The 20,202-nt window shown below is 51.0% G+C and carries 20 protein-coding genes; 15 read left to right on the top strand and 5 right to left on the bottom strand.

Features of this window, described 5'->3' with window-relative positions; translation table 11 throughout:
- Positions 1-172: 172 nt before the first annotated feature.
- Together PHU49_04940 and PHU49_04935 are read right to left on the bottom strand one after the other, a co-directional pair.
- A complete protein-coding gene (locus tag PHU49_04940) occupies positions 173-511 on the bottom strand; it encodes a cupin domain-containing protein (GenBank protein ID MDD5243343.1) in 339 nt (112 codons plus the stop codon).
- A 95-nt stretch (positions 512-606) separates the two neighbouring features.
- Positions 607-1,932 carry a glutamine synthetase family protein gene (locus PHU49_04935; protein MDD5243342.1) on the bottom strand — a complete coding sequence of 442 codons (1,326 nt, stop codon included), beginning with the start codon at positions 1,930-1,932 and terminating at the stop codon, positions 607-609.
- A gap of 504 nt (positions 1,933-2,436) precedes the next feature.
- Here PHU49_04935 and PHU49_04930 point away from each other — a divergent pair.
- The 6 genes from PHU49_04930 (at position 2,437) to PHU49_04905 (ending at position 7,785) form a co-directional block, all read left to right on the top strand.
- Complete coding sequence (locus PHU49_04930) at positions 2,437-3,087, top strand: GntR family transcriptional regulator (protein ID MDD5243341.1); 651 nt, start codon at positions 2,437-2,439, stop codon at positions 3,085-3,087.
- 779 nt (positions 3,088-3,866) lie between these two features.
- Positions 3,867-4,631 carry a glucose 1-dehydrogenase gene (locus PHU49_04925; protein ID MDD5243340.1) on the top strand — a complete coding sequence of 255 codons (765 nt, stop codon included), beginning with the start codon at positions 3,867-3,869 and terminating at the stop codon, positions 4,629-4,631.
- Positions 4,606-4,965, top strand: a complete 360-nt coding sequence (locus tag PHU49_04920) for a UxaA family hydrolase (GenBank protein MDD5243339.1) — start codon at positions 4,606-4,608, stop codon at positions 4,963-4,965. The genes PHU49_04925 and PHU49_04920 overlap by 26 nt, the downstream gene beginning before the upstream one ends.
- On the top strand, positions 4,965-6,122 hold the full coding sequence (locus PHU49_04915; GenBank protein MDD5243338.1) for a UxaA family hydrolase: 1,158 nt from the start codon (positions 4,965-4,967) through the stop codon (positions 6,120-6,122). The genes PHU49_04920 and PHU49_04915 overlap by 1 nt, the downstream gene beginning before the upstream one ends.
- A gap of 55 nt (positions 6,123-6,177) precedes the next feature.
- Positions 6,178-6,594 carry a VOC family protein gene (locus tag PHU49_04910; GenBank protein MDD5243337.1) on the top strand — a complete coding sequence of 139 codons (417 nt, stop codon included), beginning with the start codon at positions 6,178-6,180 and terminating at the stop codon, positions 6,592-6,594.
- A 105-nt stretch (positions 6,595-6,699) separates the two neighbouring features.
- Complete coding sequence (locus PHU49_04905) at positions 6,700-7,785, top strand: alcohol dehydrogenase catalytic domain-containing protein (protein MDD5243336.1); 1,086 nt, start codon at positions 6,700-6,702, stop codon at positions 7,783-7,785.
- Positions 7,786-7,821: 36 nt separating this feature from the next.
- Here PHU49_04905 and PHU49_04900 read toward each other — a convergent pair whose 3' ends face one another.
- From PHU49_04900 to PHU49_04890, 3 genes are all read right to left on the bottom strand, one after another.
- Positions 7,822-9,093: a TRAP transporter large permease subunit gene (locus PHU49_04900; GenBank protein MDD5243335.1), complete on the bottom strand. Its 1,272-nt coding sequence runs from the start codon at positions 9,091-9,093 to the stop codon at positions 7,822-7,824.
- A gap of 42 nt (positions 9,094-9,135) precedes the next feature.
- Entirely contained in the window at positions 9,136-9,654 is a 519-nt protein-coding gene (locus PHU49_04895) for a TRAP transporter small permease (GenBank protein ID MDD5243334.1), read from the bottom strand.
- 82 nt (positions 9,655-9,736) lie between these two features.
- Positions 9,737-10,768, bottom strand: a complete 1,032-nt coding sequence (locus PHU49_04890) for a TRAP transporter substrate-binding protein (protein MDD5243333.1) — start codon at positions 10,766-10,768, stop codon at positions 9,737-9,739.
- Between the two features lie 560 nt (positions 10,769-11,328).
- Here PHU49_04890 and PHU49_04885 point away from each other — a divergent pair.
- The 9 genes from PHU49_04885 to PHU49_04845 form a co-directional block, all read left to right on the top strand.
- On the top strand, positions 11,329-12,747 hold the full coding sequence (locus PHU49_04885; protein MDD5243332.1) for an MmgE/PrpD family protein: 1,419 nt from the start codon (positions 11,329-11,331) through the stop codon (positions 12,745-12,747).
- Between the two features lie 12 nt (positions 12,748-12,759).
- On the top strand, positions 12,760-14,145 hold the full coding sequence (locus PHU49_04880) for an MmgE/PrpD family protein (GenBank protein ID MDD5243331.1): 1,386 nt from the start codon (positions 12,760-12,762) through the stop codon (positions 14,143-14,145).
- 71 nt (positions 14,146-14,216) lie between these two features.
- A complete protein-coding gene (locus PHU49_04875) occupies positions 14,217-15,470 on the top strand; it encodes a 3-isopropylmalate dehydratase large subunit (protein ID MDD5243330.1) in 1,254 nt (417 codons plus the stop codon).
- A 12-nt stretch (positions 15,471-15,482) separates the two neighbouring features.
- A complete protein-coding gene (locus PHU49_04870) occupies positions 15,483-15,980 on the top strand; it encodes a 3-isopropylmalate dehydratase (protein ID MDD5243329.1) in 498 nt (165 codons plus the stop codon).
- Between the two features lie 48 nt (positions 15,981-16,028).
- The gene (leuB, locus tag PHU49_04865; GenBank protein ID MDD5243328.1) at positions 16,029-17,129 is read left to right on the top strand and encodes a 3-isopropylmalate dehydrogenase; all 1,101 of its coding nucleotides are present in this window, start codon (positions 16,029-16,031) and stop codon (positions 17,127-17,129) included.
- Between the two features lie 90 nt (positions 17,130-17,219).
- Positions 17,220-17,807, top strand: a complete 588-nt coding sequence (locus PHU49_04860) for an MmgE/PrpD family protein (GenBank protein ID MDD5243327.1) — start codon at positions 17,220-17,222, stop codon at positions 17,805-17,807.
- Positions 17,807-17,941, top strand: a complete 135-nt coding sequence (locus PHU49_04855; GenBank protein MDD5243326.1) for a hypothetical protein — start codon at positions 17,807-17,809, stop codon at positions 17,939-17,941. Before PHU49_04860 ends, PHU49_04855 begins: the two co-directional genes overlap by 1 nt.
- Before the next feature lie 113 nt (positions 17,942-18,054).
- The gene (locus tag PHU49_04850; protein ID MDD5243325.1) at positions 18,055-19,263 is read left to right on the top strand and encodes an MFS transporter; all 1,209 of its coding nucleotides are present in this window, start codon (positions 18,055-18,057) and stop codon (positions 19,261-19,263) included.
- A gap of 142 nt (positions 19,264-19,405) precedes the next feature.
- The coding region (locus tag PHU49_04845) for an aminotransferase class I/II-fold pyridoxal phosphate-dependent enzyme (GenBank protein ID MDD5243324.1) at positions 19,406-20,202 on the top strand (797 nt) is incomplete at its 3' end.

Here is a 20,202-nt window from a genome sequence, read left to right as displayed (position 1 = left end):
TCCCCCGCAACATCATGGACCATGGAGTTTTTAACGTCGATCGTTTCTCTTAAGGGATCCATGTCCACCGTAATGGCGATGTGGGTTCCCGGTTTAACGTTCACGGGATCACCTCAATAAGAATGTGTGCCATATATGAATATCTGTGTCGGGGATAGGTCTGTCCCTGCTTCTACGGATACGCCGCGATTACAAGCACGAAGGTCTCCTCCCCCTTCGTGTTCTCGAGGCTGTGCGGTTCACCGGTAGGGATCCAGACGGCGTCACCCTCTTTTACCTCTCTCTTTTCGTTTCCCACCTGCATGATTCCTCCTCCCTTAAAGATCAGGTATATCTCCTCCAGGGGGTCTATGTGTTCCTCGATGGTGTTGCCTGGCGGGAGAATGGCATAAGCGAGGAATTCTATACCTTGAAGAAATTCGCTGGTCATAACCATTCTCGCCATGGCGCCACGGTGCGCTATGTAGGTGGTCTGCAGTACCTCGGGGTCGTTAAAGTTTCTCACTATCATCGTTGCTCCTTCTCAAACAACATGCGCCGATCAACGGGCGTAAAAGGTCGCGCAGCGCGCGGGCGCATGTTCCCTTCTGTTGTTTTTTACCTGTTTTATAATATGGGCAGATATGTCTCCACCTCGTACTTCGAAACATGGGTCCTGAACCTGTCCCATTCGATCTTTTTATTCTCTATAAGCTTTTCAAAGACGTGGTCTCCAAGGGCGTCCCGTATGAGCTTGCTGTTCTCGGCAGCTTCTATGGCTTCATAGAGGCTTCCCGGGAGAGATTCGATCTTCAATTCCTTTCTTCTTTCCTGTGACATTTCATACACATCTTCCTCGATCGGCTTTGGCAAAGGATATCTGTGCTTGATCCCTTCGAGACCCGCCCGCAACATGCAGGAAAAAGCGAGATAGGGGTTACATGCGGGATCGGGGCTCCGATATTCCGCCCTGGTGGCCTTTTCCTTGCCGGGCTTGTAGAGGGGGACCCGTACGAGGGTCGACCGGTTGCGCTGTGCCCACGAGATATATACCGGCGCTTCGTAGCCCGGGACAAGCCTTTTGTAGGAATTTACCCACTGGCTCGTTACGAGGGTGAGCTCTTTCGCGTGCTTAAGGAGACCGGCTATGTACCATTTGGCAATGTCTGAGAGGAAATACCTGTCTTTGGGGTCAAAAAATGCGTTTTTCTTTCCCCTGAAGAGTGACTGGTGAACGTGCATTCCGCTTCCGTTTTCCCCGAAGATCGGTTTGGGCATGAACGTCGCGTATACGCCGTATTTTCTCGCAACCTCCTTGACCACTATCCGGTAGGTGATCGTGTTGTCGGCCATTCCCAGGGCGTTGCAATAACGGAGGTCAATCTCGTGCTGGGACGGGGCAACCTCGTGGTGACTGTATTCCACCTTTATCCCCATCTCTTCAAGCGTGAGTATCGTGTCCCGTCTCAAGTCCGTCGCCTCGTCCAGCGTTGTGATGTCGAAATATCCTCCTAGGTCAAGGGTTTCGGGTTCTTTGTCGGATTTAAAGTAGAAATACTCCAGCTCGGGCCCGACGTAAAAGGTGTCGAAACCCATGTCCTCTGCGACCTTCAGGTTCCTCTTCAGCACATATCGCGGGTCGCCCTTATACGGCGTGCCGTTGGGTTCATATATGTCACAGAACATCCTCGCCACAACCGCGCTGTCCTTTGGCCTGTAGGGAAGTATTGCAAAGGTGGAAACATCGGGCATTGCGATCATATCGCTTTCATCTATTCTGGCAAAGCCCTGAATCGAAGAACCGTCAAACCCCATGCCTTCATCGAGGGCGTTTTCGAGCTCGTCGATGGTAATGGCAAAACTCTTTGCGAAGCCCAGTATATCGGTAAACCATAATTTGACAAACTTCACCTTTTTGTCGTGAACAAATTTAATGAGCTGTGCCTTTGTCACGTGGCGTCCCTCCTTATAAAAACACGATGTCGATCCAACCTTTCCATTATGAACGCGTCTACCCGCAAAGTCAATGTTTTTCATGATGTACAAATTGCCCCACATTGCACAAGGAGATTTTGCACGATTCTCCTATCCAAACGAGAATTATATTGAAGCCATTGTCCGCAGGTACGGCTTCCCGTCAGGAGAGGGCCGTGATATTGTACGAATTCTCCACAGCCTCCCTATTCTATCTATGGTATGCCATGCGAACCTCCGCAGCTTCAAACGGAGGCCCCGGGGACCCCTTCTCCGGCGCATTACCTCATACAAGAAGGGGTGTTTCCCCGAGCACGCTTGACTTATGCAAATCCCTTGACATCATTATCCATCATATTTACAATAATTAAAAATGTTCTTGTTTCACCTAAAATCACAAATAATTTTTAGGGATAGCGCACAAGTTGTATTTTATAATATATTATTAGATATATTAATTTAGCATACCGAAGGGGGCTGAGGATGGATAAAAACACGATGAGGCATAAAGCCCATGAGGAGATAAAGAAGAAAATCATTTTTTATGAATCAATGCCGGGCGAGAAGCTGTCCGATAAACAGATAGCGGCAGAGCTTGGAATGGGACGTACGCCAGTGAGAGAAGCCCTGTTAATGTTGGAGCACGAGAGATTGGTTCAATGCAAGGGCCGCGAAGGATACGTTGTTAGAAAACTAACCTCGCAAGAGGTAAACCAGTATCTGTCTATACGGGGGGTGCTTGAAGCATTCGCTGTTCCTATGATTCTGCAGAATATCACCACTGCTCTCATAGAAGAGTTGAAGCACAATATTGAAAATTCGGAAGCGTGTGCCCTGGAAGATAACATCCACAAAATGCTGGAATACCATGCTAAATTCCATAACACTATTTACAGTGCGACGCAATCGGAAGTGTTTATAGAGGTTATGTCCAAACTGAACGACAAGTACCATTGGTTACGTGCGATAGCGTTAAGAGCAAATAAACAATCACCAAAACTCGCCTTGAAAGACCATAAAAGGATGGTTGCGGCTCTTCAAGAAAAGAACCCCAAAGAACTAAGAAAAGTGTTTAAACTGCATTTACGCCACACTCTGGAAAAATATAACTCAGTAGCCGCCCTGTTCCAATGATAGAAGACTGTGAACTATAGACACATCCGTCAAACCTGCACGACTCTCCGGATATAACTCTCATGCCGAGTTGCATTCAAAAATAGCACCAGCAAGCGGGTACCCGGGCGACGCGGAGGAGACAACGTAAGGAGCGGTAGTAATCTATAGCGAGTTCACGAGCGAGAGGGGGGTCTCTTTGGGCTTATGCCCGAAGAGGGGGCGACCGGGTACCCGCTTGCGGGTGTACCGGTAATTGCGTGAAGGCAATTCGGTATCACCTGTCACCCAAAAGCCGGGGTTGTATTAAAGAAGGAGTATGGTCAACCATATTTAAATATTTCTTGACAAGATTTTGCTCGTTTAGTATTGTCTTTCGATATATTATACGATATATTCACATTTGTAACAACGAGGAAGAGACTGTTGGCTAAAACGGGGGAGCCGCAAATGGGCAAACAAAATAAAGCTGATCGTGTCAGGGGGGGATTTTCGTTGTCATGGGTATTGTTGCTCTCGTCATGGGCTGGAGGCTCTCTCCCGTGAGTGCCCGGGGTGCTGTCGGCGATGATGCCGTATGCTGAAAAGAATGCCAATAATCCGTGCGACCCGCGGACAGGTCGGCAAGCCCGTTGGAATGCTGCCCCTCGATCTCTCCCGGTGGCCCTTCTGAGCTTCTTCAGGTTCTTTTGCACCAACTTCGGAGGTCTCTCACAAGCAGGTTCTGCACAAAAACCCTTTGTGCTCTTCTTGCGCCAGGTTGTTTTTCAATGTAATGAATAACTTAAAGGAGATCCGGGATGATACAGCAGATGGCAGGCAGGGTTGCTTTGGTTACAGGGTCAAGCTCGGGAATCGGGCGCGGTGTCGCGTTGGTATTTGCGCGCGAGGGGGCGAAAGTGGTGATTACCGGCAGAAATAGCAACAACGGCGGAGAGACCGTTGACATGATCAAAAAAGGTGGCGGGGATGCAATCTTTATCAGAGCCGATTTGCTGCAGTCCTCCCATGTCGAGGAACTAATAAACAGGACTGTTGATGCTTATGGAAGGCTTGATTATGCTTGCAATAATGCTGGCGTAGCCGGTACCAGGGTCCCGTTGATCGAGTTTCCGGAGGACCAATGGAACCAGGTAATCGATATGGATTTGAAAAGCGTATGGCTCTGTATGAAATACGAAATACCTCAGATGCTCAAACAGGGCAAGGGTGCCATCGTAAACATCTCGTCCGCGGCAGGCCTGAAACCAAATAAGGGTTCAACAGCTTATAGTTCCGCGAAGCATGGGGTCATTGGTTTAACAAAAATGGCTGCCCTGGAATATGCAGAAGAGGGTATCCGTGTGAATACGGTATGCCCTGGTGCAGTTCGTACCCCTTTTGTTGATGATCTCTGCAAGAAACATCCGGAACGAGAGGAGTGGTATATTTCTACGACACCGATGAGGCGAATGGGTACGCCCGTAGAGATCGGAGAAGCCGTTGTATGGCTGTGCTCCGATGCGGCGTCTTATGTTACAGGTGTTACATTACCTGTGGATGGGGGTACAACCCAGCTTTTCTGAGGGGATCGCTTCGGTCCACGAAAAAGGAAGGGTCAAGACAGTACGTATGGCAGGAAGAACAAAGGCGATCGTGTTGAACGGAAAGGATAACGTGGCCACAGCGCTTGAACCTCTAAAAGCGGGATCTGTGGTGTTTGTAGCATTCCACGGGCACACGGAGAGGATAAAGCTTGCATCGAACATCCCCCTTGGTCATAAATTCTCCCTCGAAGAACTTAGGCAGGGCGCGACTGTGGTCAAGTACGGGGAACCTATCGGCCTGACCATTTCCAAGGTAGACCGGGGAGAACATGTACATATACATAACGTGATCAGCCCGCCGGGAGAGGCATAATGATATTTCAGGGGTATCGAAGAAAAGACGGTACGGCAGGGACAAGGAACCTTGTTCTCGTGATCCCCAGCGTGGGGTGCTCCCAGGGCGCAGCCCAGGCCATTGCGAGGGGTCTGAAAGGGGTTGTCTATATTCCTAATATCCTGGGATGCGGCCAAATGGCGGAAGACCGCGGCATTGTGAAGAGAACCCTCACCGGCTTTGGCGCAAACCCGAACGTCTTCTCCGTCCTTGTAGTGGGGAACGGATGCGAGGAGAATGCCGCCCCGGAGCTCCAAAAGGAGATCGCCCGCACCGGCAAAAGGGTTGAAGCGCTCGTCATCCAGGAAGAGGGGGGTACGAGAAAAACAGTCTTCAAAGGACGACAGATAGTGAAGGAAATGCTCTCCGAGAGCGCCCGGGTTGCCCGGGAACCGATACCGCTCAAAGAGCTTGTAGTAGGGACTGAGTGCGGCGGCTCGGATTTCACGTCCGGCCTTGCTTCGAATCCTGCAGTAGGTATAGCATCGGATATGCTTGTAGCGGAAGGGGCTACCGTAATCCTGTCTGAAACCCCTGAACTCATAGGCGCTGAACGCCTGGTGGCACAAAGGGCAAGGACAGCGGAAATAGGGAGAAAGATTCTCGATGCCGTAGCCTGGTGGGAAAACAGGGTCCTTGCATCGGGGCAGAACATCCGGAAAAGCAACCCTGCCCCGGGTAACATTGCGGGTGGCATCACCACATTGGAAGAGAAATCCCTGGGTTGCATTTACAAGGGCGGCACAGGTTATATTGAGGAATTTCTCTCCTATGCGTCCCGCCCCTCACGAAAGGGGTTGGTCTACATGGACACGCCGGCCCACGACATTGAACAGCTCACAGGGATGATGGCGGCAGGTTCCCAGGTAGTCATCTTTACCACGGGGAGAGGCACTCCCTGCGGTTCGCCTATTGGACCTGTCGTCAAGGTTACTGCAAACCGGGATACGTACCTTATAATGAGGGACAATATGGACATGGATGTAAGCCGGGTCCTTCGGGGCAAGGAGACGGTAAGGTCTGCAGGAGAAAGGATCTTTCAGGAGATCGTCGCGGTGGCATCAGGAAAGATGACCAGGGCCGAAAGGTTGGGCCAGCGTGACTTCGCTATATTCAAAATGTATGTCAATATCTGACCTGTACGGTTTTTGGGGTACGGTCAGCAAAAACGAGAAGGAGGGCTGAGAGATCATGCTGAAGAAGCTGCACCACGTGGGGATCATAGAGGAGGATTTTGAACGTGCAATCGAGAGGTTTAAGGGATTTGGACTTTCTTGCGAAGAGTTGATCGAGAACAAGGAGACCGGCATTAAGATCGGCTTTTTGCGCATAGGAGACGCCATGTTTGAGATCATCAGCCACACTCACCCGGATTCAGGCCAAGATCCGGTAACCAGTCTGATCCGCAGCCGTAAAGGTGCCATTAATCATATCTGCTTCGAGGTCGACAACCTGGATGCCACTATTCAGGATTTCGAAAAGAACGGGGCAAGGCTGGTTGAGGGATGCCCGAGGACCGGCGCATACGGCCGCACAGCCTTTTTCTATCCGGACACAATGGAAGACGTTCTTATACAGTTGTATGAGATATCAACAGAACGCGCATGAAAGAAGTATGCCGTTTTGGGCCTGTCCGGCAGAGAAGGCTGTAAGCTGATATGGTCGGCATGAAGTTTGGCAGCGTTTATTATATTTATCAGAGGAGGGTAGAGGATGAAGGCTTGGAGAGTGTATGGACGGGGAGATATCCGGCTTGACGAGGTTCCCATTCCCGTACCAAAGCCAGGAACCGTGCTTCTCAGGATCAGGATGCTGCAGCTCAGCGTTACCGAGGCCTCGCTTCTTCTTGAGGGCGACCTCGCGGCCCGGAAGTGGGAGGACAGGTGCCGTGAGCATGGTCCGCTTCAGATGTTCGGCCACGAGTTTTGCGGGGAGGTTGTTGAGGTTGGTGCGGGTGTCAACGACCTTATGGTGGGGGACAGGGTCTTCTGGGGACGCATGATACCGTGTGGTGACTGTGCTCTCTGCAAGGCCGGGTACGGGGCACTGTGTCTGAAGGGCCCACACCTGGGTACTGACACGTCTGGTTGCTTAGCAGAGTATGCAATCGTTCCCGCAGGTTTTCTGGTAAAAGTCCCCGAAACAGTCACGGACAGCGAGGCTGCTGCCCTGGAGCCTCTTTTCGCTACTTTCGTCCATGTGGCGGCAGCCGGCATCTCGATAGGCGACACCGTGGCCATCCTTGGCCAGGGCGTGATGGGGTTGAACTGCCTGCAATTGATCCGCTTCTTAGGGGCGGGCAAGGTGATCGCGGTGGATATACGCGGCGACATATTGGATCTCTCCCGCCGACTTGGGGCAGATATCACCGTTGACGCGAGCGACTGCGATTCGGCCGAATCTATTTTAGATGCCACCAACGGAGTTGGGGCGGACGTGGTGTTTGACTGTGCAGGGGGAAATCCCAGGTTCGGCCTTGCCGGGAACGCGACGCTGGCTACCGCTACCAGGGTTGTACGAGATTGCGGTACGATCATCGTGGTCGGCCTTCAAGTGAGTGGCGGCGGTGGCCTCGATACCGCACCGTTAAGCAGGGGCGTCCAGTACAAAAGCGTCAGGATCTGCTCGGATAAAGAGGTAGCGTGGGTAGTTGGTCTTGTAGCAAGCAAGAGGATCAGCCTTGCTCCGCTTATAACGTACACGCTTGAGGGAATTGAGAGCGTAAAGCAGGCCTTTGAGATGACCGCAAACAAGCGAAAGTACGGGGCGATCAACCCGCCTCAGGTCAGGCTGGTTTGATGGGTAGACCGTCAGGCCGGGTTATTACGCTGAGTACTACTTTAGCAGGGCAGGCAGCCAGGTTGACAGGGCCGGGAAACTGACAACAATGATCAGAAAAGCTACCAGGCCGAGGAAGAACGGCAATAGCCCGTGCAGGATCTCCGGCAGCTCAGCGTCTTTCACAATACCCATCAGGACAAAGAGGTTGACGCCGAAGGGCGGGCTGATGCACCCGATCTCCATGTTGATTACCACTATGATGCAGAACCATATCAGGTCGATGTTCAAAGCGCCGAGAATAGGCAGGATAATAGGGAGGGTCAAAAGCAGCATGCAGATCCCGTCAACAAACAATCCGAGCACAAAATAGACCAGGGACATCACGATGATGAACGGGATAGGCGTCAGGCCCGCTTCTACAACAATTGCAGCCAGCTTTTGAGGGATCTGCATCATGGTCAGCGACGAGCCAAAGACCACTGCGGTCTTGATCACGAGAAAAAGCATGGACGTTGCAACGACGGTGTCTTTGAATATAGGCCAGAGATCTTTTATCTTCAGCCGCTTCACTGAGATGGCGGCAGCATATACGCAACCAACAGCGGCAGATTCCGTTGGCGTGAAGATACCGGAATAAATGCCGCCAAGTATGATGGGCGGCAACCAGATCGCCGGAAAGGCTCGCCGCAGCGCCGCCTTTTTTTCGGGCCAGGTGGCAGGCTCCATGGGTTGCATGTGGGTCCTCCTGGACTGAATATAGGCTACGATCAAAAAAATCCCCAGGAGAATCAGGCCCGGGATCACCCCTGCCAGGAACAATTTTCCCACTGAGACCTCTGCGATGTCGCCATAAATGATCATCCACCCGCTCGGAGGGATCAACACGCCCAGCAATCCGCCCGACCCCAGGGCTCCAAACACCAATTTTCTATCATATCCCCGGGACAACATGGCAGGGATCGCAACAATGCCGATAGTCAGAACCGTCGCCGCGCTGGATCCGGATATCGCAGCAAATAAGCCGCAGGCCGCGAGAGCCGAAAGCGACAGGCCGCCTCGTATCCTGCGAAGAAAAACATTCAGGAGCTCGAAAAGGTCTTCTCCAATATTCGCACGGAAGAGAATATTTGCCATGAGCATAAAGAGCGGAAGAGACGACAGGAGAAAGCTATCCAACGTCTGGTACATGGTAAGGACCATGTTCATGACATCAAAGTTATTGACCAACAAAACTACCAGGGCGGATGTAAACAACGCAATACCAATAGGAAGACCGAACAATAAAAGAACAAGGAGCAAAGGGAAAACCCAGATACCTTCCGTCATGCTGTCTGTCTCCTCGACAATAAAATCTGCAGTTTCTTGGCGCTAATGATGTCCCTGATCCTCGTTTCCCCTGATACCCATGAGGGTCCTCACTATCTTCACAAGATACTGCAGGACAAATAGTCCCCCTCCAATCGGGAGGGCTAAATTGGCGCACCAGAGCGGGAGGGCCAGAGACCCCTGCGAAACCTCTCCAATATCTTTCGTAAAAGCCGAAAATTGATAGCTCTTAAAAACGAAAATACATAATACGGCCAATGCGATCAGGTCGCCGATAAATTCTAATGCCCTCTGGACCTTCGGAGAGAAGTTTCTGACCAGGGTCGTTACCCTTATGTGCCGCCCCTGCTGCAGCGTGTATGCCATGCCAAGCATGACGCACCAGACCAGCAGGAACCGCGTTACTTCATCGGTCCACCCCATAGGACTAACAAAAACATACCGGAAGACAACGGACACAAAGACTCCCGCGGCCATCATGGCGTAGCCCAAAGAGGCGAATGCAGCTGCTACGGCACTCAGCCGGTCTACCAGGATAAACAAGGCACCATCAGACCTCATGTATGCACCTCTCAGTAAAAGCTGCTATAGTGCGTTTAGTTCCGGAGCATAGTGTCCCGGAACTAAACGCTAATCTTTGGGATTATTTCCCGGCCAGGACATCCTTTCGCACCTGCACCATTACGTCCCGCAACGTCTTTCCTTTTTCCCCTGTTGTCTTGACCCACTTGTCGATTAAGGGCTGGATCGTCTGTGCCCACGCCTCCGTTTCTTTAGGAGTCAGGGCGTGCACGGTTATTTTGGATTTCAGGACCTTCAACTGTTCTGCCTCTATCTTCTCCAGCTCTTTTCTCCCGTGATCCTGAGTCTCCTGCGCAGCCTTCTCTATTCCCTTTTGAAGGTCCGGAGGCAGGCTGTTGAAGAACCTCATGTTGATAACGAATGGGTGGGTGACGCATGATTGAAAGACCATTGCATACTTCTGTACGTCCCAGATCTGGCGGGAGACACCATCCCCAAGGCTCGTCCATGATCCATCCACAGTACCCACCTGCATGGCCATAATTTGTTCTCCCGAGCTCATAATCACACCCTTGCCGCCCCAAAGATTAATCATCTCCAAAATGGACTTGGAGGGCACACGGATCAGCATTTTACTAAGATCGCCCGGCTTGCTGATGGGGTGTTTGGAGTTTGTCAGCATCATGTAGCTCCCGCTGGCAACGAAAAAAAGAGGCTTGACCTTCATCTTATTGGTATACAGGTCTCCGATGATCTGACGGAACTTGGGGTGATCAAAGTACCTCCAGAGCATCTGGTAGTCAGTCAAAACAAACATATTCGTCTGTACTACACCAAACAGAGGATCGATGGTCTCGGCTTTCCCCATAAATTCGTCAGACATCTCGATGCTGCCCATGGAGACCGCCTTTAACGACTCTGACTGGGAATACAGCTGACCTGACGGATAGACTTCAACCATGACTCTGCCTTGAGTGTGTTCCTTCACGCGATCAGAGAAATAGTTGGCGGTCTTTACCAGGTGGTGTGAAGGAGGCCAGTATAAGGACAGTCGTATTTTGTAAGTTTTATCAGCTCCGTTGGCCGGAATGCCGTACACTAACCAGATGATGACAAACAGACCCACTGCGAAACCCCTCATTAGTTGTTTCATGGTAATAAACCTCCTTTCGTAATGGTTTGGTTTTTCAAAAATCCTTGTTTATTAATACACACACCCCTCCAGACTGTCAAGTTTTTTTGTAATTTATAATATATTATCAGATATATTAATTTAGCATACCGAAGGGGGGTGAAGATGAGTAGGCACATGATGAGGCATAAAGCCCATACTGAACACAGGTACCATATGGTTACGTGCGATAACGTTAAGAGCAAATAAACAATCACCAAAACTCGCCTTGAAAGACCATAAAAGGATGGTGGCGGCTCTTCAGGAAAAGAACCCCAAGGAACTAAGGAAAGTGTTTAAACTGCTCCAGACATGACGCACCTGTCACCCAAAGGCCGGGGTTGTATTAAAGAAGGAGTATGGTCAACCATATTTAAATATTTCTTGACAAGATTTTGCTCGTTTAGTATTGTCTTTCGATATATTATACGATATATTCATATTTGTAACAACGAGGAAGAGACTGTTGGTTAAAACGGGGAAGCCGCAAATGGGCAAAGACAATCAAAGAAATGTGCAAGGACTCAACGTTCTTGGAGAAAATGGATGGAGGGAATGAAAAGATGAGTTTGTCAAGGCAACTCGCCGAGGAGATCCTGGGCTTCGACGCTCGGGACATTCCTCCTCATGTTATTCACCAAACAGAGCGTCTGTTATTGGATACCCTGGGATGCGCTATCGGGGGCTATGCGAGTGATGCAAACAGATCGCTTCATAAGCTGCTTATGGAACTGGATGGCCCCAAAGAGGCAACCGTTGTGGGCAGCGGTATCAGAACATCCTGCCTTAACGCGACACTGGCAAATGGCGTGATGACGAGGTATCTCGATTACAACGACGCTGTTGTCATAGAGGCAGAAAACGGCTTCCGCGTTGGCTACCATCCGAGCGAGGTCATCCCGCCCATTCTGGCCCTGGCAGAAAGGCAAGGCCTCTCAGGGCTTGAGGTTATTGCGGCAATCGTTCTGGGCTACGATCTTTCAAACCGGTTTTTAGAGGGGATCGTCGGACGGGAGATGGAACAGCGGGGCTGGAATGGGGATACAAGGGGCGCTTATATCATGCCTTTTGTGGCCGGCAGGATCCTGGGGCTAAACGAAGAGCAAGTGGTAAATGCGGTGGGGATATCCGGCAGTACCCATGCGGTGCTGGGCATTCTCGACGCCTCGGGAGAGGAATATACGATGACCAAGAACCTGCGATTCCCGGCAATGGCGTACGGGGGTATTCTGGCTGCAATGATGGCCCGCCAGGGGTTCACGGGTCCTGAAAATGTTTTTGAGGGGCATGATGGCTTTGTTGCAACGTTTCTCTCGGGAGATTACGAGCCGCTTAAACTTGTAAACCCAGAGCGACGATACACGATTATGGAGGCATGTATTAAATCTATAATCTCTGATTACTCGGCCCAGGGACACTTGTCGGCAACCCTTCAACTGGTAAAAGAAAATGATATAAAGCCCGAAGACGTGGCGGCGGTCCGGATCACTGCAAGCACGCGCTGTGCCCGCCACACAGGAGACCCGGCAAAGAAATATCCCGGCAACAAGGAATCTGCTGACCACAGCTCCTACTATCTCACGGCAATGGCAATCCTGGAGCGGCAGCTGGGGCCGTCCCAGTTCAGTCCGGAAAAGTATTCCGACCCACGGGTACGCGAGCTGATCGACAAGGTTGTTTTCGAGGGGGATCCCCGTCTTGACCGTCTGTTCCTTACGGCAGGGACATCAGAGATAGCGACCAGGCAAGGACAGAAATATTCATGCCAGGTTGATTTTGCAAAGGGACACCCCAAAAACCCGCTAAGCGATGAAGAGCTGGCGGTCAAGTTTACCGATATGGCTGCACCATATATGTCGACGGGACGCATAGACAGGATTACGCAGACGATCTTTTCTCTGGACAAGGTGAGCGACATCCGGGAATTGAACAGGCTGATGGTATTTGAAAAACAGGATTAATACGAGGATCAAATGATAGAGACAAATTCCAATACCGCGAAGATTGCCGGATTCATCGTAGATGCCGCGTATGAGGACATCCCGTCTGAAGCAGTTATTATAGCAAAACAGGGAGTACTTGACTGGCTGGGCGTTGCCATTGCCGGGGCTTCAGAACCGGTAGTTGCAATTATTGCACAGTATGCGAAAGGGCTGGCCGCGAAGATGGAAGCAAGCGGCATCTGCCAGGGATTTATGACCACAGCAGAGCTGGCATCCCTCATAAACGGGACGATAGGCCACGCCCTTGATTTCGATGATACCTTTGCGAACTCTGCCCGCTACAACATTCACCCCACAACGTGCATTCTGCCCGCAGCGCTCTCCGTCGTGGAGAGACTGAAGCTGTCGGGCCGGGACCTCCTCCTTTCTTACGTGGCCGGCATGGAGACAACCTATAGGATCGGGGCAGCTATCGGCCAGTCAATACCCGAAATCGGTTGGTATCCGACGCCGATACTGGGCACTCTGGGAGCGGCGGCAGCCTGCGCAAAGGCATTGCGGCTTGATGCTTCTCAGACCCGCTCGGCTCTGGGCATCGCCGCATCGCTGGCAAACGGCTTAAAAAAGAACGTGGAGACCATGACCAAGACGATGCATGCAGGAAATGCGGCGCGTAACGGCGTGATCGCGGCCACGCTCGCCCAGGGTGGGCTAACGGGCAATCAGTCGGTCCTTGATGGAAAGATCAGCTTCTGCGAGGTGTTCAGTGGAAGGCAGGCCTCGGATATGATGCCGGTCGATGATCTGGGCAAGGAGTGGTGGATCGTATCGACAGGGTTGGGGTTCAAGCCCTATCCCTGCTGCAGGGCAACGCATCCGGCTATCGACGCCATATTGTATCTGAAGCAGAGATATGGCATCCGGTCGGAACAAGTCGCTTCGATCATGTGCAGGGTCAATCCGCTTGTATTGGGCATGACCACGGCCCACAGGCCCAATACAGCCTATGAGGCGAAATTCAGCATGGAGTACTGTATTGCGAAGTCAATTATGAACGGCGAAATCACCATGCGCGATTTTACCGACAAGGAAGTCCAGGAGCCTTCCTGGCAGCAACTGATACCATGCATAGAGTTTGAACACCCCGCCCAATGGGGTCATGGAGCGGTTGACCTTTTAACGGAGATCATTATCCGGCTTGATAGCGGGGAGACCTATGCCCACACGGTGAGCGTTCCAAAAGGCGAACCTGAAAATCCCATGAGCCAGGAGGAGCTGATTGCCAAGTTTCGGCAATTGAGCGGCTCTGTATTCGAGGAAAAAAAGATAGATGAATTGCTTGAAATCATACAGGGTCTGGACAAAACGACTGACCTGAATAAGTTGTTTGAGATCTTGCGGAGATCCTCTGCGTAGGAATGGGTGGCCAAGACAAGAATGAATAAGACAGAACGTTTATATCAGAATTCAGGAAAGGGGACGCGCGAATGGGATCAACCATAGCTGAAAAGATTCTTGCCAGAGCATCAGGGAAGGAGACGGCAAGACCGGGTGAATATGTGATGGCAGCTATCGACCTTGCTATGGCTCACGATTCCCTGGGGCCTATATATGAGATTCTGTCAAGGGCAGGTGTAGATAAAGTCTGGGATAAAGACAAGATTGTCTGCGTACTCGACCACTGGAATCCACCACCTACGGTCAGAGATGCAGAGATATACAAGCAAATCAGAATGGCAGTAAAGAAGTTCGGCATACGACATTTTTATGGTCAGAACGCGGGCGTTTGCCACCAGGTGCTCTTCGAGAAAGGACATATCATTCCAGGCAGACTTATCGTGGGCGCTGATTCGCATACCCTCAGTTATGGCGCCTGCGGGGCAGCAGCAGCCGGGATTGGCCATTCCGAGATGGCATATGTGTTCGCATTCGGAAAGCTCTGGTTTAAAGTGCCTGAGACCATCAAGTTCATCATCGAGGGCGTTCTTCCCGCAAGAGTGACCGCAAAGGATGTTATCCTGGCTATTGCAGGCAAGTATTCAGTAGGGGCGGCTCAATACAAGGCGGTGGAATTTGCCGGGAGAGTGTGCAGCGAGATGAGTCTTGCCAGCAGGATAACGATGTGCAACATGGCTGCCGAGATAGGAGCGAAGTTTGCTTTCTTTGAACCAGACGAGAAGGTAAGGGAGTACCTTGAGGAAAGAACGAAGGAGCCCGTCAATGTGTTGGAAGCCGACGAGGATGCTTCCTATGAGGCTGTCTATCGGGAAGACGTCTCACAGTTAGAGCCCCAGGTTGCTTTCCCATTTGCGGTGGACAACGTGAGACCGATTTCAAAAGTCGGTGATATAAGAATAGACCAGGCCGTAATCGGGTCCTGCACAAACGGAAGGCTTGAGGATTTAAGGGCGGCCGTTGAGATAATTGGAACCACAAAGATCCATCCGGATGTCCGGATGCTCGTGATCCCCTCTTCTTCGGAAGTGTATCGAGACGCTATCCGGGAAGGCATCCTGGCGAGCCTGTCCGAATCCGGGGCGATCATCTGCAATCCCGGCTGTGGTCCCTGCATGGGTGCACATATGGGATTACTTGCCTCGGGGGAGATATGCATATCTACTACGAACAGGAATTTCAGAGGGCGGATGGGGAGTCCTGAATCTGAACTTTACCTGGCGTCTCCCGCAACCGTTGCCGCATCAGCAATAACAGGCAGAATCGCAGATCCGAGAGGACTATAGGGGAGGAATACCGTGATCGGCAGGATAAAAGGTCGAGTCTGGAAGTTTGGTGATAACGTAGATACCGATGTCATGACGTCAGGTAAGTATTTGAATCTACCCATGGACGAAATAAAAAAGCACGCCTTTGAGGAAGTACGTCCTGAGTTTGCACGACAAATAAACCCTGGAGACATTATTCTGGCGGGTCGTAACTTCGGGTGTGGTTCCAGCAGGGAGACGGCACCTGCAGCCCTTAAGGCGCTTGGACTTGGAGCTGTCGTGGCGGAATCTTTTGCCCGAATATTCTACAGAAACTCGATAGCGATCGGTCTTCCTGCCATTATTTGTCCGGGTGTCGCTTCGCTCGGCAACGATGGCGATGAAGCAGAAATAAGCCTTGCCGATCGAAAGGTGACGAATTATACAACAGGTAAAATTCTCGATTTTCAGGCTTTTCCAGATGAAATGCTCAAGGTTTTAGAATGTGGCGGTATCGAACCGCTATTAAAACAGATGAAAACCGATTAGGCGGAAATGTGAAACCAGGGAAAATTATATTACCAAGGAGGAAAGGTTATGAAATTGTCTATCGCCGTACTGCCGGGTGATGGTGTAGGCCCCGAGATCGTAGCTGAAGGGGTAAAGGTTCTTGGAGCTATTGGAGAGAGGTTTGGTCACGATTTTACGTTTCGCGAGGGCCAGATGGGGGCAGCGGCTTTTGAGCGGACAGGCATAGCCCTTTCCCGGGAAACGGTGGAACTGTGCAAAAGTTGCGACTCGATTCTTTTCGGGGCCGTTGGAGATCCGAAATTTGAGCAGCCGAATTTGAAGCTCCGGCCGGAACTGGGCTATGGGCTCATCAGACTTCGGAAGGAACTTGGACTTTTTGCTAATATCCGACCTGTCCGGCTCTTCCCCTCCTTGATAAACTCTACAAACTTCAAGCCTGAGGTGGTGAATGGCGTTGACTTCATCATAATCCGGGAACTGACGGGCGGGATTTACTTCGCAGAACCGAAACAGGTTTTCAGGGACAGTGGAGCCCGAAGAGCCGTTGATACATGTGCCTACTCGGAGGAGGAGATTAGACGTATTCTGACAGTCGGGTTTGAGTTGGCCAGAGGGCGGCGAAAGAAGCTGACATCGGTAGATAAGTTTCAGATTCTCCGGACCTCCGACCTGTGGCGAGAAATCGCCAAAGAGGTGGCGGCAGAGTACCCGGATGTCGAGGTCGAGTACGGGCTTGTGGATTCCACCGCGATGCGTCTCATTCTTAGTCCCAGAGATTTTGACGTGGTCGTCACAGAGAACCTTTTTGGCGATATCCTCAGCGACGAGGCCTCCATGCTGGCCGGCTCGTTAGGCATGATGCCTTCTGCCAGCATAGCGGAAATACCCGGATCGGGAAAGCGGCTGTTTGGCCTCTATGAGCCGATCCACGGGAGCGCTCCCACCCTCAAGGGATTAAACGTAGCAAATCCCATTGCCATAATCCTGAGCGTGGCCCTGATGCTTCGTTACTCCTTTGGGCTGCATCAAGAGGCTAAAAGCATAGAGGACTCCGTAGATCAGGTCCTCCGCGAGGGTTATCGCACCGAGGACATCATGAGCCCGGGAAATACAAAGGTGGGAACGAAGGAGATGGGAGAGCTTATTGTGACAAAGGTCCTGGCTTGAGCGGGACAAGGGATACCGGAAACTGCTGAGGTTGAAGATACGCTGAAAGGCGGGGCGGATTGTTAACAAGAAAAACATAAAGGTGGCGGCATGAAGACACGCGCTATGACAGTCACAGAGAAGCTGGCTCAGTACACGGGTGGATTCTCTTATAAAACGTTAAGCGATCTGGAGATACATGCAGCAAAGAGGGTCTTATTGGATATGCTTGCATGCGCGGTAGGCGCGTACGATAGCGATGCCGGAAGAATCGTTCGCTCTGTTATGGAAGAACAGGGCGGGTCTCAGGAATCAACCATGATCGGTAGCCGGATTAAGGTGCCCTGTGCGAATGCTGCCCTTGCTAACGGCGCGATGACTCGTTATCTTGATTACAATGATACCTATTTCAGGATGAACGGTACGTTGAGGTTTGGTATACATTCCAACGAATTGATACCCGCAGCGCTGGCCGTGGGGGAGCGCCGGCATGCAAGCGGCAAGGATGTCATAACGGCAATAGCGCTCGCGTATGACCTGGCCGCCAGGTTCATCGATGCGTCGTTTGCCCGGAACCTGCACCTAAGGGGGTGGCATTATTCTTCCATGGCAGGATTTGTTGTTGCCCTGTGCGCCGGCCAACTCCTCGGCATCTCTACCGAGCAACTGGCGAATGCCGGATGTCCGATGAGGAATTAGTGAAGAAATTTGAAGGAACAGCTTTGCAGTTCCTGGATAAAGACCAATCGGAGCGTATTGTGAATTATGTTTTTAGGCTCGACCAGTTGGAAGATATCGGTGAGTTGATGGTTCACCTATCCTTCACCGGATAAATGAACAGATGAACCGGATGTTCTTTTCAAAAAAGATGCACAAAATTTAACAAAGTATGCTGTTGGGGAATGTTGCGAGGGGATAATTCACCAATATCAAATATTGCGGTGCAATGCACAAAGAAGAAAGTATCTCCCAATTGACTTTACGAAATATACTTAATCGCGATTTTGCCCTCGGATTCCTTGCATATTTTGCTTTTTTGAGCACCAATACAGCCCTTTATCCCACACTCCCAATCTATCTGGGGCAGTTGGGTTCCAGTGCAGGACAGATAGGCATTCTGGTCGGGGCCATTGGCGTCGCATCGTTGATCTGCAGGCCCTTTGTCGGCGGGATCCTTGTTAAATATTCAGAAAAAAACGTTATTATGGTCGGCGCCGCGTTATCTGTTCTTGCCTTCCTTACCTTTACCGTGTTTCGTCATTTTTGGCCCTTGTTGATCGTGAGATTCGTTCAGGGGATTTCCCTTGCATGTGTAGATACTGCCATCTTTGTCTCTGTCGTGAGCGCCCTGCCGCTGGCATATCGGGGTCAGGGCATCAGCTACTTAATGCTGGCTCCCAGTCTCTCGACGGCCATTGCCCCTTCTTTGAGCGTATTTGTTGTTAGTCGTTATAGCTTTACCACGCTGTTTCTGTCCTGCGCAGGTTTATCCACCTGTACCCTCCTGTGTGCCTGGAAACTGAAAGGCCGGGAGGATAAAAGGCCTGCAGTCAATGATCCTGCCTTGAATACCCATTTGTTTGAATGGAATGTAGTTGTCCCCGCCATCGTCATCTTTCTGCAGTATTTCATCTGGGGAACGATTATTGCATTCCTCCCCCTGTATGCGGTTCAACGTGGAATAGCAAATCCGGGGATCTTCTTTTCTGCTTCGGCCATCATGATCATGCTGGGGCGCGCGCTGGGGGGGAGGGTCTTGAACGCTTTCAGTCAGGAAAAGATTATTCTGACCTTTACTTTTACAGGGGCAGTCGCTCTTGTCGTTCTCTTCTTTACAAAAACTCTCTTGACGTTTATTTTTGTGGGATTGCTGTGGGGAGCGGGGATCTCATTCCTGATCCCTGTATCGATGGCATACGCCCTTGATTATGCAGGTTCTTCAAGCGGTACCGCCGTTGGTACCTTACGGGCGATCTCGGATTTAGGACTGGCGCTTGGGCCAATCATTATGGGCAGTATCCTTTTTTTGACAGGTTATCGGGCAATGTTTCTCTGTCTGGCCTTTCTCTGTCTTGTAAGCCTGGGCTATTTTCAGCTTTATGTGAGGAAAAAACATGATGCACGTAAGAAATTTTTACACCATCCAAGGGCTTAACAAAGATATTGTCAATCGTACCACCTTCAATATCAACGGGTCGCGTTCTTCCGCGATTGACAGGGCAGGGTATTTTTGATACATTTCAGTCATATCCTGTTTCGCCCCATGTAACGCGGACACACATGAAAGATGAGACGTTATGAAGATTGCAAAAAGGTCTGATGCCATTGCACCCTTCTATGTCATGGAGCTCCTTGAAAAAGCGAAAGAACTGGAGGCAAAAGGCAAAGATATCGTTCACATGGAGGTCGGTGAGCCGGATTTTCCCACCCCTTTCGTGGTCAAGGAAGAGGCAATCCAATCGATCAGGGGTGACCGTACCTTTTATACGCACAGTCTTGGCCTCCCGGAACTGCGAAAAAGGATCTCCCAACACTATTGGGAGACAGGCGGAATAGTCGTCCCGCCCGAGAGGATCATCATCACAAACGGGACCTCCGGGGCATTTTTGCTTCTCTTTGCCGTCCTGCTTGAACGGGGGAGATTGCTTGGCATATCCGATCCGGGCTACCCCTGTTATAAAAACATCGCGTCACTCCTGGATTGCGGAATCCTCCCCATACCGGTATCGGAGCAAACGGGGTTCGAGGTGACACAAAACCTTCTTGGCTCTCTGAAATATCTTCCGGACCTTCTCGTCCTTGCCAACCCATCGAACCCAACAGGCACCGTTTACAGGGAAGAGACGCTGTCAGGACTTTACGAGAGCCTCGCCGTGGAGGACAAGCTCCTCGTCGTTGATGAGATATATCTCGGCCTTACCTACGGACAAAAGCCGGGGAGCGCCCTCGCCATCTCTGATAACATTATCGTGGTAAACGGTTTCTCAAAAACGTACGCCATGACAGGCTGGAGGCTTGGATGGATGGTGGTGCCCGGGGAGCTCGTAAGACCAATACAAAAATTCGCTCAAAACATATTCATTTCCCCGCCTTC

The sequence above is a fragment of the Syntrophorhabdaceae bacterium genome (assembly GCA_028713955.1).
Taxonomy (GTDB): Bacteria; Desulfobacterota; Syntrophorhabdia; order Syntrophorhabdales; family Syntrophorhabdaceae; genus UBA5609.
The sequence above is the reverse complement of the archived record's forward strand: the minus strand, read 5'-3'. Positions and strand labels throughout refer to the sequence as shown.